The organism is Enterobacter sp. 03-F-07-AD-ECC (genome assembly GCF_047530935.1).
Lineage (GTDB): Bacteria > Pseudomonadota > Gammaproteobacteria > Enterobacterales > Enterobacteriaceae > Enterobacter > Enterobacter cloacae.
Map to the genome: position 1 here is coordinate 72,849 of NZ_JBLKBZ010000011.1, position 15,615 is coordinate 88,463.

Here is a 15,615-nt window from a genome sequence, read left to right on the forward strand (position 1 = left end):
TATGAACGCTCCTTTTAGCTACTCTTCCCCCACGCTCAGCGTTGAGGCGTTGAAGCACTCTATCGCCTATAAGCTGATGTTTACCATCGGGAAAGATCCGGTCATCGCCAACAAACACGAGTGGCTCAACGCCACCCTGTTTGCGGTGCGTGACCGCATGGTTGAACGCTGGCTGCGCTCCAACCGCGCCCAGCTGTCGCAGGAAACGCGTCAGGTTTACTACCTGTCGATGGAATTTTTGATTGGCCGCACCCTCTCTAACGCGCTGTTATCGCTCGGTATTTACGATGACGTTAAAACCGCGCTGGAAGAGATGGGGCTGGACTTAGAAGAGCTGATTGACGAAGAGAACGACCCGGGGCTCGGTAACGGTGGCCTGGGGCGACTTGCCGCCTGCTTCCTCGACTCGCTGGCGACGCTGGCCCTGCCGGGGCGTGGCTACGGCATTCGCTACGACTACGGGATGTTCAAGCAGAACATCGTGGACGGACGTCAGAAAGAGTCCCCGGACTACTGGCTGGAATACGGTAACCCGTGGGAGTTTAAACGACACAATACGCGCTATAAGGTGCGGTTTGGCGGACGTATTCAGCAGGAAGGGAAAAAGTCCCGCTGGGTGGAAACCGAAGAGATCCTTGCCGTCGCCTATGACCAGATTGTCCCGGGCTACGACACCGATGCGACCAATACGCTGCGTCTGTGGAACGCGCAGGCCAGTAGCGAGATTAACCTGGGTAAATTTAACCAGGGCGACTACTTCGCGGCGGTGGAAGATAAAAACCACTCCGAGAACGTCTCCCGCGTGCTCTACCCGGACGACTCGACCTATTCCGGGCGCGAGCTGCGCCTACGTCAGGAGTATTTCCTCGTCTCCGCGACGATTCAGGATATCCTCAGCCGTCACTATCAGCTGCACAAGACCTACGCCAATCTGGCGGAAAAAACCGCCATTCACCTCAACGATACCCATCCGGTGCTGTCGATCCCGGAGCTGATGCGTCTGCTTATCGACGAGCATAAGTTCAGCTGGGACGACGCGTTTGAGGTGACCTGTCAGGTCTTCTCTTACACTAACCACACGTTGATGAGCGAAGCGCTGGAAACCTGGCCGGTGGATATGCTCGGCAAAATTTTGCCGCGCCACCTGCAGATCATCTTTGAAATTAACGACTACTTTCTCAAGACGTTGCAGGAGCAGTATCCGAACGATACCGGCCTGCTGAGCCGCGCTTCTATCATCGATGAATCGAACGGTCGTCGCGTACGCATGGCCTGGCTGGCGGTGGTGATCAGCCACAAGGTGAACGGGGTTTCAGAGCTGCACTCGAACCTGATGGTGCAGTCGCTGTTTGCGGACTTTGCGAAGATCTTCCCGACGCGTTTCTGCAACGTGACCAATGGCGTCACGCCGCGTCGCTGGCTGGCGCTGGCAAACCAGCCGCTTTCTGAGGTGCTGGATGAGCACATTGGCCGCACCTGGCGAACCGATCTCAGCCAGCTGAGCGAGCTTGAACAGCACATTGATTTTCCGGCGGTGAACAAAGCCGTACGAGAAGCCAAGCTGCTGAACAAGAAACGTCTGTCAGTCTGGCTGGCGTTGCATCTGAACGTGGTGGCAAACCCGAAAGCGCTGTTCGACGTGCAGATCAAGCGTATTCATGAGTACAAGCGCCAACTGATGAACGTGCTGCATGTGATCACCCACTATAACCGCATCAAGGCCGATCCGACGGCGGAGTGGGTGCCGCGTGTGAAGATCTTTGCCGGTAAGGCGGCATCCGCTTACTACATGGCGAAGCACATCATTCACCTCATCAACGATGTGGCGAAGGTGGTCAACAACGATCCGGATATCGGCGACAAGCTGAAGGTGGTCTTTGTTCCTAACTACAGCGTCAGCCTGGCGCAGCTGATCATTCCGGCGGCCGATCTCTCTGAGCAGATCTCCACCGCCGGGACGGAAGCGTCCGGCACCAGTAACATGAAGTTTGCCCTTAACGGCGCGCTGACCATCGGCACGCTGGACGGGGCCAATGTCGAAATGCTGGAGCACGTGGGGGCGGAAAATATCTTTATCTTCGGGAATACCACGGAAGAGGTGGAGGCGCTGCGCAAGAAAGGCTACTCGCCGCGTGAGTATTACGAAGAGGATGAGGAGCTACGTCAGGTGCTGACGCAAATCGCCACCGGGGTGTTTAGCCCAGACGAGCCAGGACGCTATCGGGACCTGGTGGATTCGCTGATTAACTTTGGCGACCACTATCAGGTGCTGGCGGATTACCGCAGCTACGTGGATTGTCAGGACAGGGTGGACGAGCTTTATCGTCAGCAGGAGAAGTGGACCTGCGTCGCGATGCATAACATCGCCAATATGGGGTATTTCTCGTCCGACAGGACCATTAAGGAGTATGCCGAGAATATCTGGCATATTGATCCGGTGCGGTTGTAAAAACAAAGCCCGGTGGCGCTGCGCTTACCGGGCCTACGGGATCGAGTAGGCCGGGTAAGGCGGAGCCGCCACCCGGCTTTTTTACATCACGACGCCAACGACAGCTCACGCTTCCCCGCATGCTGCAGCAACCACTGCGCCACACGCGACTGCTGTTCGGCATTCAGCCACATACCCTCTTTGGTACGACGCCAGATGGCATCATCCAGACGGCGAACCCACTCATGTTCCACCAGATAGCGCAGTTCGGCTTCGTACAGCTCGTGACCAAAATGTTCGCCCAGGTCGGCAATCTCTTTCGCGTCACTCAGGATCAATTCCGTGTTGCTGCCGTAGGTACGGGCATAGTGGCGCGCCATGCCTTCCGTGATGAATGGATAGCGACGACGCAGCTTCGCGGCGTAATCATCGCGGTTGTCGCCGATATCACCGCCAGGCAGTACCGCGCCTTTGGTCCATGCCGGGCCAATGCCTTTGTAGTAAGGCGCCAGTTTTTCCAGCGCGTGCTCGGCCAGCTTACGGTAGGTGGTGAGCTTGCCGCCAAACACGGAGAGCAGCGGTGCCTGACCCTCCACGTCGTGAATATCGAGCGTATAGTCGCGGGTAATCGCCTGCGGTGAGTCAGATTCGTCATCGCACAGCGGACGCACGCCGGAGTAAGTCCAGACCACGTCATCGCGGGACAGCTGTTTCTTGAAGTGCGCGTTATACACCTTCAGCAGGTAGTTCACTTCGCTCTCGTCGATCTCGACGTTTTTCGGATCGCCTTTGTACTCCACGTCGGTGGTGCCGATGATGGAGAATTCGTCCATCCACGGGATCACAAACACAATGCGCTTGTCTTCGTTCTGCAGAATGTAGGCCTGCTTCTGGGTGTGCACGCGTGGTACCACAATGTGGCTGCCTTTGATCAGGCGGATACCGTACGGAGATGGCAGATGCATCCCCTCGTCGAAGAACTGTTTCACCCATGGGCCGGTGGCGTTCACCAGACCGCGCGCTTTCCAGCTGAACTTCTCGCCTGTATCTACGTCTTCCGCTTCGACGATCCACAGGCCGTTTTCACGGCGCGCAGCGGTGGCGCGGGTACGGGTTTTCACTTCGCCGCCTTTCTTCTCAACCATCTGTGCATTAGCCAGCACCAGACGCGCATCGTCCACCCAGCAGTCGGAATATTCGAAACCGCGCACGATTTCAGGCTTAAGGACCGATTCTGAGCCAAAACGCAAACCGTTTGAACCCGGCAGGCTGGTGCGTTTACCCAGATGATCGTACATAAACAGACCGATTCGAATCATCCACGCCGGACGCAGATGCGGGCGATGGGGCAGGCGGAAGCGCATCGGGATGGCCAGGTGCGGTGCCATCTTCAGCAGCACTTCACGTTCGGCCAGCGCTTCACTGACCAGACGGAATTCATAGTGTTCCAGGTAGCGCAGGCCACCGTGAATCAGTTTGGAGCTGGCGGACGACGTCGCGCAGGCGAGGTCGTTAGCTTCCAGCATCAGTACGGATAATCCGCGTCCTGCGGCGTCTGCCGCAATACCGGCACCGTTGATGCCACCGCCTATCACAATCAGATCTTTGGTTTCCATAACACCCTCACGCACTTTCGTTAAAGCTCAGAAATGTTCGATATCGCTCATAATAGCAAAGGAACGCGCTTTTGGTAACATCAAAAAAACAATTTAGAGTGATATGGATAACATAATGGCGTTTACCCGCCGCCAGGACGTACACTACGGGGTAAAATAGTGCGACTAACTTTTCTCCCTCTCCCCGTGGGAGAGGGCTGGGGTGAGGGCATCAGAGCGCACCCAACCTGAACAACAGAAAGAGAACACCATGGATCAGTTTGAATGTATTAACGTAGAAGAAGCCCACCAGAAGATGCACCAGGGAACGGCGGTGCTGGTGGATATCCGCGATCCGCAGAGTTTTGCGATGGGCCACACCCCGGGTGCGTTCCACCTCACCAACGATACGCTGGGCGCGTTTATGCGCGATAACGACTTCGATACGCCGGTGATGGTGATGTGCTATCACGGCAACAGCAGCAAAGGTGCGGCGCAGTACCTTATTCAGCAGGGCTATGATGCGGTCTACAGCGTCGACGGCGGTTTCGATGCCTGGCATCGTCATTTCCCGGCAGAAGTGGAATACGCTTTTGAGCGCTGATCCCGCTATACTGTCCCCTTTTGTGTGGAAATAAGCGACCGCCGCCCATGTTGATGATCACCTCTTTTACCAATCCGCGCGTCGCCCAGGCGTTTGTCGACTATATGGCAACCCAGGGCATCATCCTGACCGTTCAGCAGCACACGAAAACCGATGTCTGGCTGGCGGATGAAAGCCAGGCCGATCGCGTGAATGCGGAACTGGCCCGCTTTCTTGAGAATCCCGGCGACCCTCGCTATCTGGCCGCGAGCTGGCAGTCGGGGCAGACGGGGAGCGGACTGCACTATCGGCGCTTCCCCTTCCTTGCCACCATTCGCGAGCGCGCAGGTCCGTTTACGCTGCTACTGATGGCGGCCTGCATTATCGTCTTCATCATTATGAACGTGGTGGGCGACCAGAGCGTGATGATCGCGCTTGCGTGGCCGTACGACCCGTCTCTCGATTTTGACGTCTGGCGCTATTTCACCCACGCGCTGATGCACTTCTCGGTGATGCATATTCTCTTTAACCTGCTGTGGTGGTGGTATCTCGGTGGCGCGGTGGAGAAGCGTCTGGGCAGCGGCAAGCTGATTGTTATCACCCTTATCAGCGCCCTGCTGAGCGGCTATGTGCAGCATAAATTCAGCGGCCCGTGGTTCGGTGGTTTATCCGGCGTGGTGTATGCCCTGATGGGCTATGTCTGGCTCAGAGGCGAGCGCGACCCCGAAAGTGGCATCTATCTGCAGCGCGGATTGATAACCTTTGCGTTAATATGGCTAATTGCCGGATGGTTTGATCTGTTTGGTATGTCTATCGCCAATGGTGCACACGTCACCGGGCTGGCCGTCGGGCTGGCAATGGCGTTTGCCGACACGCTCCATGCGCGAAAACGAACATAATTCCCAGGGATATTTCATGAAACAAACACAACGTCATGACGCCATTATCGAACTGGTAAAAAAACAGGGATACGTCAGCACCGAAGAGCTGGTGGAACAGTTTGCCGTCAGCCCACAAACCATCCGCCGCGACCTGAACGATCTTGCCGATCAAAACCGTATTTTGCGCCATCACGGCGGGGCGGCGCTGCCGTCCAGTTCGGTTAACACCTCGTGGCATGACCGCAAAGCCACGCAGACGGCAGAGAAAGAGCGCATTGCCCGTAAAGTGGCGAGCCAAATCCCCAACGGGGCGACGCTGTTTATTGATATCGGCACCACGCCTGAAGCGGTCGCCCATGCGCTGCTGGATCACGAAAACCTGCGCATCGTGACCAACAACCTGAACGTGGCCAATACCCTGATGCAGAAAGATGATTTCCGCATCATCCTCGCCGGGGGCGAACTGCGCAGCCGCGACGGCGGCATTATTGGTGAAGCGACGCTCGATTTTATCTCTCAGTTCCGTCTCGACTTCGGCATTCTGGGGATCAGCGGCATCGACAGCGACGGCTCACTGCTGGAGTTTGATTATCACGAGGTGCGCACCAAGCGCGCGATCATTGAAAACTCACGTCACGTGATGCTGGTGGTGGACCACTCCAAATTTGGCCGTAACGCGATGGTCAACATGGGCAGCATCAGCATGGTAAATGCGGTTTATACCGATGTGATGCCACCGGCGGGCGTGATGCAGGTGATTAAAGATAATAATTTGCAGTTAGAGTTATGTTGAGACGCCTTTCTCCCTCTCCCTGTGGGAGAGGGCCGGGGTGAGGGCATCAGCCCGCACAAACCTACACCCCATACCCCATCATCTTCAACAACTGCTGCGCATGCTGCACCGCATCCTGACGGTGCGCCACGCCCAGCTTCTGATACAGATTGCGGATATGCGTTTTGATGGTGGTTGCCGCCACCGCCAGCTCACCGGCAATCTGCTCATTGCTGTAGCCTGAATAGATAAGCCCCAGCACCTGCCATTCGCGCTGCGTCAGCGGGCTGGTGCGAATAAGTTCAGGCACTTCCGGATGGTTCAGCAGGCGCTCAACGAAGTTCTCGTCGAAGTGGGCGAACTTGTGGCGATGGTGCTGGTTAATCTCGCGCAGGATGCGCTGGGCACGGTGCTGATCCAGCTCCGGCAGCGTGTTGAGCTGAATAAGCTGACGCAGCTGTTGAGCCATCACTTCGCCCTCAATCACAAAGTGACTGATAAACCCGGTACGGTTCGCCAGCTGCAACGCCTCCAGCAGCACGCGCTGGGCATCATTTTTACGCCCGGCCTGCCAGTAGAGCTGGTTAAGCAGCAGCAGGTTACGGTTGAGATCGCTCATCAGACGCAGGCTGCGGGCGTTCTCGTTCAGCTCTTCCAGCACAATCTCAGCCGGCTCAAACTCACCGAGCAGGATCTGCGCGCGGGCAATGTTTCGCCACTGACTTTGCAGGAAGTGGTTATTTGCAAATTCAGGTTTTGGCGTCTGGCGCAGCCAGTTGGCGGCGGATTTCTTATCACCCGTCATCTGCCAGTAAATCACCCGCACCTTATCGGCGTTCGAAACCCAGTCGCTGTGATACTGACCATTGCCGAGCAGGTTCTCCAGACGGTTCAGGTGGTTGCGGGCATTATCCAGATCCCCGCGCGCCAGCGAGCATTGCACCAGCAGGGCCAGGCACTGCAGTTGCTGCTGCGGCTGGAAGCCGGAAAGCACCTCTACGCCCTGGCGGGCACAGCTCTCTGCTTCATCCAGGCGCGACCACGCCCACAGAAGCTGGGCGCGAATACGCAACAGGAACTCGTGCATTGGCAGCTGTTCAAGATGCTGTTCGCGAATCAGCTGGAACGCTTTTTCCTGATTCTCCCAGGCCGCCTGCAGGAATCCCTGAGCAAATAAAATTTCGCTTTGCTGGATCAGGCTCCACAGCGCGTAATGCCAGACATCATGACGGCGGGCCATCTGTTCGGTCTGTTGCATCAGCGACAGGGAGCGCGTCAGCTCACCCTTACAGTGCAGCACCTCGCCGTGTACCGACGTCGCCACAATGCGGCTGTAGAAATTGGCCAGCGGCAGCTCATCCAGCGCGACCATTGCCAGCCGCTCTGCTTCTTCCGGATCGCCATCGTTGATTGCTACCTGGGCCCGCAAGGCGTTAAATTCGCCGTGCAGGGTGGTATCCATATCGCTTTCCATCTCCTGCTCGGCACGCGCCAGCAGGGTATTCACTTCGCTGTAGCGGTGCTGGCTCTGCATCAGCCAGGCCTGCAGCAGCACCAGACGCGGATTCTCCAGCAGGCTCTCCCACGGCAGCGCTTTCAGCGACTCTTCCAGCAGCGTCAGTTCGCTGTGGTTAAACAACCCCCACGCGTGGTTGAGGAGGATATCGCGCAGCATGCTGGCATCACCGGCGGCGAGCGCATGATGGATAGCCTCGCTCGGGAAGCCTTGCGCCATCCAGCTCTCAGCGGCAGCCCGGTGGATGTCCGGCAATTCAGTCGCCAGCTCCCACTGGCAACGCTGGCGCAGGAAACTGCCAAACAGCGGGTGATAGCTGAACCATTCGCCGGGATCGTCCATCCGCGTCAGGAACAACCCCTGGCGTTCAATCTCTTCAAGCTGCAGCTGACCGTTTTCGCAGCCGGTCACGCGCACAATCAGCGCGTCGTTCATGGAACGCAGCAGGGAGCTCTTCAGCAGGAAATGGCGGGTCGAAGGATCGACGCTGTTCAGCACCTCATCCACCAGGTAATCAGAAAGATGGCTGGCGTTGATCCCCGCCAGGCGACGTGCGGACTGATGCGTCGGACTGTTGTTTTGCCGGGCGGAGAGGGCAATCAGCTGCAGCGCTGTCGCCCAACCGGCGACATCGTCGCACAGGCGGCTGCTTTCAGCGGCCTCAATCGGTGAGTTCAGGCGGCAGTCTAAGAACTGTTTGGCTTCCTGATGGGTAAAGGCCAGCTGTTGGCTACCCACTTCCAGCAGTTGATCGCGCACGCGCAGGTTGGCAATGCCCAACTGCGGCAGGTTACGCGACAGCACCACCAGGGTCAGGTTTTCCGGCTGATGGCGCAGGAAGAAGCGCATGGACTCATGGATCACCGGGTTAGTGATCAGATGATAATCATCAATGACCACGTAAAGCGGGCGGTGCCACTCAGCCAGTTCAATAAACAGCTGAGAGAAAAGGGAGGACAGGCTGGCGTACTGGCGCTTTTGCACCATCACTTCGCTGGCCACGCAGTGCCCATTGGTGGCCTGCTGAATGGCGGCAATCAGATAGCTGGCAAAACGTTCTTGCTGGTTATCGCCCTCATCAAGGGAGTACCAGCCAAGATCGCTTTTACCTGCGGCCCATTGCGAAATGAGCGTTGTTTTTCCATAACCTGCAGGGCTCGTAACCAGCGCCAGTCGGAAATTATGCGCGCCGGAAAGTTTAGCCAACAGACGCTCGCGGACCACTGTATGGTCAAGACGAACCGGGCGACTTAATTTAGACGGAATCAACATAGGTTTCACTTCACTGTGGGGAACGAGAGAATTTATTTTTTTTGCGCTTCGTAATTAATAGATATAAGGTCGGCCAGAAAGAGAACTATTGCAAGTTATGTCTGGTTTTGGTGGCTCTGAATTTGCACTCTGTCACAAAACATTCAGACAGATGATGGAACTTTCTGGAAAGGGCTGTGATGCCGCGTCAATGCTGGCTTGTATGGCTGTGCTGCGGCTGCACTGAAACTGGTTTCAGAAAGGTATAGTGACGTCAAATTTAATAAACGCGGGGTAAAGTTTAGTGAAATTAATAATCTTCTTCGTTCTGACCCGGTTGCAGAAATATTATTCTACGTAAGTAATCATTTCAGCGCGTTTTAATTTCACCCGAAACTGCATTTCATTTTCCTGACACGCTTCCCGGTTATCTTTTTATCTTCCTGACACACTCCGACTATGCTCTCAGAGTGGCCTCGATCACACTTTTATGCTCATCCCCGCTACTCCTCCCTGCCTAATCCCCTGCGGGAGGAGGAAGAGGAGAAATGAGCCAGGCACACTAGCGCCAACTTGTGTTTTCTTTCTAAAGGATGCCGATCCCCTATGTCACAGCCTACCTTCAACAAAGCTCAATTCCAGGCTGCCCTGACGCGTCAGTGGCAGCGTTTTGGCCTTCATGCTGCAAACGAGATGACGCCTCACCAGTGGTGGCAGGCGGTGAGCGGTGCGCTCGCAGAGCAGCTGGATGCTCAACCTCTGGCAAAACCGGTAAAAGGTCAGCGCCACGTCAACTATATCTCGATGGAATTCCTGATCGGTCGTCTGACCGGCAACAACCTGCTGAACCTCGGCTGGTATCAGGAAGTTGGGGATGTGCTGAAAGAACACGACATTAACCTGACCGACCTGCTGGAAGAAGAGATTGACCCGGCGCTGGGCAACGGTGGTCTGGGACGTCTGGCGGCCTGTTTCCTCGATTCGATGGCAACGGTTGGGCAGTCGGCCATTGGCTACGGTCTGAACTATCAATACGGTCTGTTCCGTCAGTCATTTGCAGACGGGCATCAGATGGAAGCGCCGGACGACTGGCACCGTAACACCTACCCGTGGTTCCGCCACAACGCGCAGCTGGATGTGCAGGTGAACATTGGCGGCAAAGTATCAAAACAGGGTCTCTGGGAACCGGCATTTACGTTTATCGGCGAAGCCTGGGACCTGCCGGTGCTCGGTTACCGTAACGGCGTGGCGCAACCGCTGCGTCTGTGGCAGGCGAAGCATGCGCATCCGTTTAACCTGACCAAATTCAATGACGGCGATTTCCTGCGTGCTGAACAGCAGGGCATCGACGCCGAGAAGCTGACCAAAGTGCTCTACCCGAACGACAACCATCTGGCGGGCAAGAAACTGCGTCTGATGCAGCAGTACTTCCAGTGCGCCTGCTCCGTGGCGGATATTCTGCGTCGTCACCACCTGGCGGGCCGCAAGCTGGCACAGCTGCCTGACTTTGAAGTGATTCAACTTAACGACACGCACCCGACCATCGCTATTCCTGAACTGCTGCGTGTGCTGATCGACGAGCACCAGCTGAGCTGGGATGATGCCTGGGCGATCACCAGCCGCACCTTTGCTTACACCAACCACACCCTGATGCCAGAAGCGCTGGAGTGCTGGGACGAGAAGCTGGTGAAAACGCTGCTGCCGCGCCATATGCAGATCATCAACAAGATTAACGACCAGTTTAAAACGCTGGTGGATAAAACCTGGCCGGGCAACAAAGCGGTCTGGGCGAAGCTGGCCGTGGTGCATGACAAACAGGTGCGCATGGCAAATATGTGCGTGGTGAGCGGCTTTGCGGTGAACGGTGTGGCGGCGCTGCACTCGGATCTGGTGGTGAAAGACCTGTTCCCGGAATATCACCAGCTGTGGCCGACCAAATTCCATAACGTGACCAACGGCATCACGCCGCGTCGCTGGATCAAACAGTGCAACCCGCTGCTGGCCGGTCTGCTGGACAAAACGCTGAAGAAAGAGTGGGCCAACGATCTGGACCAGCTGATCAACCTGGAAAAATACGCGGACGACGCGAAATTCCGCGAACAATACCGCGCCATCAAGCGGGATAACAAAGTGCGTCTGGCGGCGTTTGTGAAAGCGCGTACCGGGATCGAGATTAACCCGAACGCCATTTTCGACATCCAGATTAAGCGTCTGCACGAATATAAACGTCAGCACCTGAACCTGCTGCATATCCTCGCGCTGTACAAAGAGATCCGCGAGAACCCGCAGGCTGACCGCGTGCCGCGCGTGTTCCTGTTCGGCGCGAAAGCGGCACCGGGCTACTACCTGGCGAAAAACATTATCCTCGCCATCAATAAAGTGGCGGAGGCTATCAACAACGATCCGAAAGTGGGCGACAAGCTGAAAGTGGTGTTCCTGCCGGACTACTGCGTCTCTGCCGCAGAGATGCTGATCCCGGCGGCGGATATCTCCGAGCAGATCTCGACCGCGGGTAAAGAAGCGTCCGGTACTGGCAACATGAAGCTGGCGCTGAACGGCGCGCTGACTGTTGGTACGCTCGACGGTGCGAACGTAGAGATTGCCGAGAAGGTTGGAGAAGAGAACATCTTTATCTTTGGTCATACGGTTGAAGAAGTGAAAGCCCTCAAGGCCAAAGGCTACGATCCGGTGAAATGGCGTAAGAAGGACAAAGTGCTGGATGCGGTGCTGAAAGAGCTGGAAAGCGGTAAATACAGCGATGGCGATAAGCATGCGTTTGACCAGATGCTGCACAGCATGGACAAACACGGCGGCGACCCGTATCTGGTGATGGCGGACTTCACGGCCTACGTGGAAGCGCAAAAACAGGTCGACGTGTTGTACCGTGACCAGGAAGCGTGGACCCGGGCGTGCATTCTGAACACCGCCCGCTGCGGAATGTTCAGCTCTGACCGTTCAATCCGGGATTATCAGACTCGTATCTGGCAGGCAAAACGCTAAGGAAGCGCGATGGAGAGTAAACGTCTGGACAGTGCCGCGCAGGCGGCGGGGATCAGCCTCAGTTACATTAATGCTCACGGCAAACCACAGTCTATTGGCGCCGACACCAAAAGACGTTTGCTGGATGCCATGCACAAAACCGACGCGAAAGCGTCGGCCACGCCGGTACCGAACGTTAAAGTCTTCACCGCGGGCAAAAAGATGTTGCTGGCGGTGGAAGGACGCGGCGAGTTTACCTGGCTGCTGACCACCGAAGAGGGACATCAGCACAAGGGCCACGCCACCGGCGGCAAAGCACTCACCCTTCCGGCGAAGCTGCCGGAGGGTTACCACACCCTAACGCTCACCCAGGACGAGCTGCGCTTTCACTGCCGGTTGATCGTGGCGCCAAAACGTTGTTATGAGCCGCAGGCGTTGCTCGAAGGCAAAAAGCTGTGGGGTGCCTGCGTGCAACTCTACACCCTGCGCTCTGACAGCAACTGGGGCATCGGCGATTTTGGTGACCTGAAAAAGATGCTGGCATCGGTGGGGGAGCGCGGTGGTGCGTTTATCGGCCTCAACCCGATCCACGCCCTCTATCCGGCTAACCCGGAGAGTGCCAGCCCGTACAGCCCGTCGTCCCGTCGCTGGCTGAACGTGATTTACATCGACGTGAATGCGTTAGACGATTTCAAAAACAGCCCGGAAGCGCAGGCGTGGTGGGCACTTAGCACCACTCAGCAGGCGCTGAAGCAGGCGCGCGAAGCAGACTGGGTGGACTATTCCACCGTGACGGCGCTGAAGATGGCTGCCCTGCGTCTGGCGTGGAAAGGCTTTTCTCAGCGTGATGACGAGGAGATGGCCGCCTTCCGTCAGTTTGTGGCGCAGGAGGGCGAGAGCCTCTACTGGCAGGCGGCGTTCGATGCGCTGCATGCGTATCAGGTGAAAGAGGACGAAATGCGCTGGGGCTGGCCGGTCTGGCCGGAGGCGTATCAATCCGTCGACACGCCTGAAGTCAAAGCGTTCTGTAAAAAATACGCCGATGAAGTGGACTTCTACCTGTGGCTGCAGTGGCTGGCGTACAGCCAGTTTGCCGACTGCTGGCAGGTGAGCCAGGGCTATAAGATGCCGATCGGTCTGTATCGCGACCTGGCCGTTGGCGTGGCAGAAGGCGGGGCGGAAACCTGGTGTGACCGTGAGCTGTACTGCCTGAAGGCCTCCGTAGGCGCACCACCGGATATTCTGGGCCCGCTCGGCCAGAACTGGGGCCTGCCGCCGATGGATCCGCACGTAATGGCGGCGCGTGCCTACGAGCCGTTTATCGACCTGCTGCGCGCCAACATGCAGAACTGCGGCGCGCTGCGTATCGACCACGTGATGTCCGTGCTGCGCCTGTGGTGGATCCCCTACGGTGAGACAGCCGATCACGGGGCGTATGTTCAGTATCCGGTTGACGATCTGCTGTCGATCCTGGCGCTGGAAAGCAAGCGCCATCAGTGCATGGTGATCGGCGAAGATCTCGGTACCGTGCCGGTAGAAATCGTCAGTAAGCTTCGCGACAGCGGCGTTTACTCCTATAAAGTGCTCTATTTTGAAAACGACCATGAGAAAACCTTCCGCGCGCCGCAAGCGTACCCTGAACAGTCAATGGCAGTCGCGACGACGCATGACCTTCCTACGCTTCGTGGCTATTGGGAAAGCGGCGATCTGACGCTCGGTAAAACCCTGGGTCTCTATCCGGATGAAGATGTCCTTCGCGGCCTGTATCAGGATCGCGAGCTGGCGAAGCAGGGTTTGCTGGATGCACTGCATAAGCACGGCTGTCTGCCGAAACGCGCCGGGCATAAAGCGTCGCTGATGTCGATGACGCCGACGCTCAACCGCGGATTGCAGCGCTACATTGCCGACAGCAACAGCGCCCTGCTGGGCCTGCAGCCGGAAGACTGGATTGATATGGCGGAGCCGGTGAACATCCCGGGCACCAGCTATCAGTACAAGAACTGGCGCCGCAAGTTATCCACTACGCTTGAGACGATGTTTGCTGATGACGGGGTGAACAGGCTGATTAAGGATTTGGACAAGCGGCGAAAAGCAGTCGCGAAGAAGTGATAAAAAAACCCGCCGGTGGCGGGTTTTTTATTGCCCGGTGGCGCTACGCTTACCGGGCCTACATGGAGCGAGTAGGTCGCGTAAGGCGAAGCCTCCACCCGACTTATGGCATCAGACCACCATATTCAACAGCAGCACCCCGACCAGACCGCACACCGAAATAATGGTTTCCAGCGCGGACCAGGACTTGATGGTTTCACCGATAGTCAGGTTGAAGTACTCCTTGAACAGCCAGAAGCCCGGGTCGTTCACGTGTGAGAAAATCACGCTACCGGAACCGACGGCAATAACCATCAGCTCAGGGCTGACGCCCGTGGTGGCAATCAGTGGCGCAACGATACCGCCCGCGGTGATTGCCGCAACGGTTGCAGAACCCAGCGCGATACGCAGAACTGCGGCGATAGACCAGGCCATCAGAAGCGGCGACACGTTGGTTTCATGCATCATGGCCGCGATGTATTTATCCACACCGCTATCGACCAGAACCTGCTTGAACGCACCGCCACCGCCGATGATCAACAGCATCATGGCAATGATTTTGATGGAAGAGGTCAGCGTGTCGTTGATCTGATCCATGGAACGGCCGCGGTTCAGGCCGAAGGTGAACATCGCGATCAACACCGCAATCAGCGTGGCCATCACCGGGTCGCCGAGGAACTCAGCAACGGAGAGGAACGCGTGACCTTTCGGCAGAACCATCTCTGCCACGGCGCGCATCGCCATCAGGATCACCGGGACCAGAGAGGTCCAGACGCTGACGCCAAAGCCAGGCATTTCTTCTTCGGTGAAGGTTTTCGCGCTGTACAGACCTTCCGGAATCGGCTTATCAATGCCTTTCAGGAAGCGGGCATAAACCGGGCCTGCCAGAATCACGGTTGGGATGGCCAGAATCGTACCGAACAGCAGGGTTTTACCCATATCGGCGTGGAAAATGGTGGCGATAGCGGTTGGGCCCGGGTGCGGTGGCAGGAAGCCGTGCGTCACGGACAGCGCTGCTGCCATTGGCACACCGACATACAGCAGCGGAATGCTCGCCGCCGCCGCAATGGTGAAGACCAGCGGCAGCATCAGCACGAAGCCCACTTCATAGAACAGTGCGAAACCGACGGTAAAACCGGTTAACACAACTGCCCACTGGATGTTCTTCTTACCAAACTTGTCGATAAGCGTGGTGGCAATACGCTGTGCACCACCGCAGTCCGCCAGCATTTTGCCGAGCATGGCGCCAAAGCCCATGATCAACGCCAGGCTGCCGAGCGTGCCGCCGACACCCGCTTTAATGGAGCTAATAACTTTGACCAGCGGCATCCCTTGCATCAGACCGACTGCAAGTGCCACCAGAACCAGAGCGATAAACCCGTTCATTTTGAAACGGATCATCAAGAGCAGTAATAACACAACACCGATAGCAACGATGACTAATGGCATGATTTACCTGGCCTTTGAATTGTTATGGGTAACGTCATTGTTTCAACGACACGTTCCGGTTGTCCCAACTGGG

9 protein-coding genes are annotated in these 15,615 nt (G+C 56.8%); 6 read left to right on the forward strand and 3 right to left on the reverse strand.

What is annotated here, in order from left to right; all coding sequences use genetic code 11:
- Nucleotide 1: 1 nt before the first annotated feature.
- A complete protein-coding gene (glgP, locus tag ACMWKA_RS16790; RefSeq protein ID WP_013099108.1) occupies nucleotides 2-2,449 on the forward strand; it encodes a glycogen phosphorylase in 2,448 nt (815 codons plus the stop codon).
- An 86-nt stretch (nucleotides 2,450-2,535) separates the two neighbouring features.
- On the opposite strand, the gene glpD is transcribed toward glgP, so the two are convergent.
- Nucleotides 2,536-4,044 carry a glycerol-3-phosphate dehydrogenase gene (glpD, locus tag ACMWKA_RS16795; RefSeq protein ID WP_222169118.1) on the reverse strand — a complete coding sequence of 503 codons (1,509 nt, stop codon included), beginning with the start codon at nucleotides 4,042-4,044 and terminating at the stop codon, nucleotides 2,536-2,538.
- 250 nt (nucleotides 4,045-4,294) lie between these two features.
- Between glpD and glpE the strand changes: the two genes are divergently transcribed.
- The 3 genes from glpE to ACMWKA_RS16810 are packed head-to-tail and all read left to right on the forward strand — an operon-like array spanning nucleotide 4,295 to nucleotide 6,280.
- Complete coding sequence (gene glpE, locus ACMWKA_RS16800; RefSeq protein WP_014833569.1) at nucleotides 4,295-4,627, forward strand: thiosulfate sulfurtransferase GlpE; 333 nt, start codon at nucleotides 4,295-4,297, stop codon at nucleotides 4,625-4,627.
- Between the two features lie 47 nt (nucleotides 4,628-4,674).
- On the forward strand, nucleotides 4,675-5,505 hold the full coding sequence (glpG, locus tag ACMWKA_RS16805; protein ID WP_013099104.1) for a rhomboid family intramembrane serine protease GlpG: 831 nt from the start codon (nucleotides 4,675-4,677) through the stop codon (nucleotides 5,503-5,505).
- A 16-nt stretch (nucleotides 5,506-5,521) separates the two neighbouring features.
- Nucleotides 5,522-6,280, forward strand: coding sequence for a DeoR/GlpR family transcriptional regulator (locus ACMWKA_RS16810; protein WP_057072379.1), 759 nt, complete (start codon nucleotides 5,522-5,524; stop codon nucleotides 6,278-6,280).
- A gap of 61 nt (nucleotides 6,281-6,341) precedes the next feature.
- On the opposite strand, the gene malT is transcribed toward ACMWKA_RS16810, so the two are convergent.
- Nucleotides 6,342-9,047: an HTH-type transcriptional regulator MalT gene (malT, locus tag ACMWKA_RS16815; protein ID WP_414760438.1), complete on the reverse strand. Its 2,706-nt coding sequence runs from the start codon at nucleotides 9,045-9,047 to the stop codon at nucleotides 6,342-6,344.
- Between the two features lie 585 nt (nucleotides 9,048-9,632).
- Between malT and malP the strand changes: the two genes are divergently transcribed.
- Both malP and malQ read left to right on the forward strand, forming a co-directional pair.
- Entirely contained in the window at nucleotides 9,633-12,026 is a 2,394-nt protein-coding gene (gene malP / locus ACMWKA_RS16820) for a maltodextrin phosphorylase (RefSeq protein WP_023619866.1), read from the forward strand.
- Nucleotides 12,027-12,035: 9 nt separating this feature from the next.
- On the forward strand, nucleotides 12,036-14,114 hold the full coding sequence (gene malQ, locus ACMWKA_RS16825) for a 4-alpha-glucanotransferase (RefSeq protein WP_045900930.1): 2,079 nt from the start codon (nucleotides 12,036-12,038) through the stop codon (nucleotides 14,112-14,114).
- A gap of 111 nt (nucleotides 14,115-14,225) precedes the next feature.
- On the opposite strand, the gene gntT is transcribed toward malQ, so the two are convergent.
- On the reverse strand, nucleotides 14,226-15,542 hold the full coding sequence (gene gntT / locus ACMWKA_RS16830; RefSeq protein ID WP_013099097.1) for a gluconate transporter: 1,317 nt from the start codon (nucleotides 15,540-15,542) through the stop codon (nucleotides 14,226-14,228).
- Between the last annotated feature and the right edge of the window lie 73 nt (nucleotides 15,543-15,615).

Bases quoted from the DNA above. Each gene is read 5' to 3' on its own strand.
- glgP (WP_013099108.1), top strand. From the start codon at position 2: ATGAACGCTCCTTTTAGCTACTCTTCCCCCACGCTCAGCGTTGAGGCG.
- glpD (WP_222169118.1), bottom strand. From the start codon at position 4,044: ATGGAAACCAAAGATCTGATTGTGATAGGCGGTGGCATCAACGGTGCC.
- glpE (WP_014833569.1), top strand. From the start codon at position 4,295: ATGGATCAGTTTGAATGTATTAACGTAGAAGAAGCCCACCAGAAGATG.
- glpG (WP_013099104.1), top strand. From the start codon at position 4,675: ATGTTGATGATCACCTCTTTTACCAATCCGCGCGTCGCCCAGGCGTTT.
- ACMWKA_RS16810 (WP_057072379.1), top strand. From the start codon at position 5,522: ATGAAACAAACACAACGTCATGACGCCATTATCGAACTGGTAAAAAAA.
- malT (WP_414760438.1), bottom strand. From the start codon at position 9,047: ATGTTGATTCCGTCTAAATTAAGTCGCCCGGTTCGTCTTGACCATACA.
- malP (WP_023619866.1), top strand. From the start codon at position 9,633: ATGTCACAGCCTACCTTCAACAAAGCTCAATTCCAGGCTGCCCTGACG.
- malQ (WP_045900930.1), top strand. From the start codon at position 12,036: ATGGAGAGTAAACGTCTGGACAGTGCCGCGCAGGCGGCGGGGATCAGC.
- gntT (WP_013099097.1), bottom strand. From the start codon at position 15,542: ATGCCATTAGTCATCGTTGCTATCGGTGTTGTGTTATTACTGCTCTTG.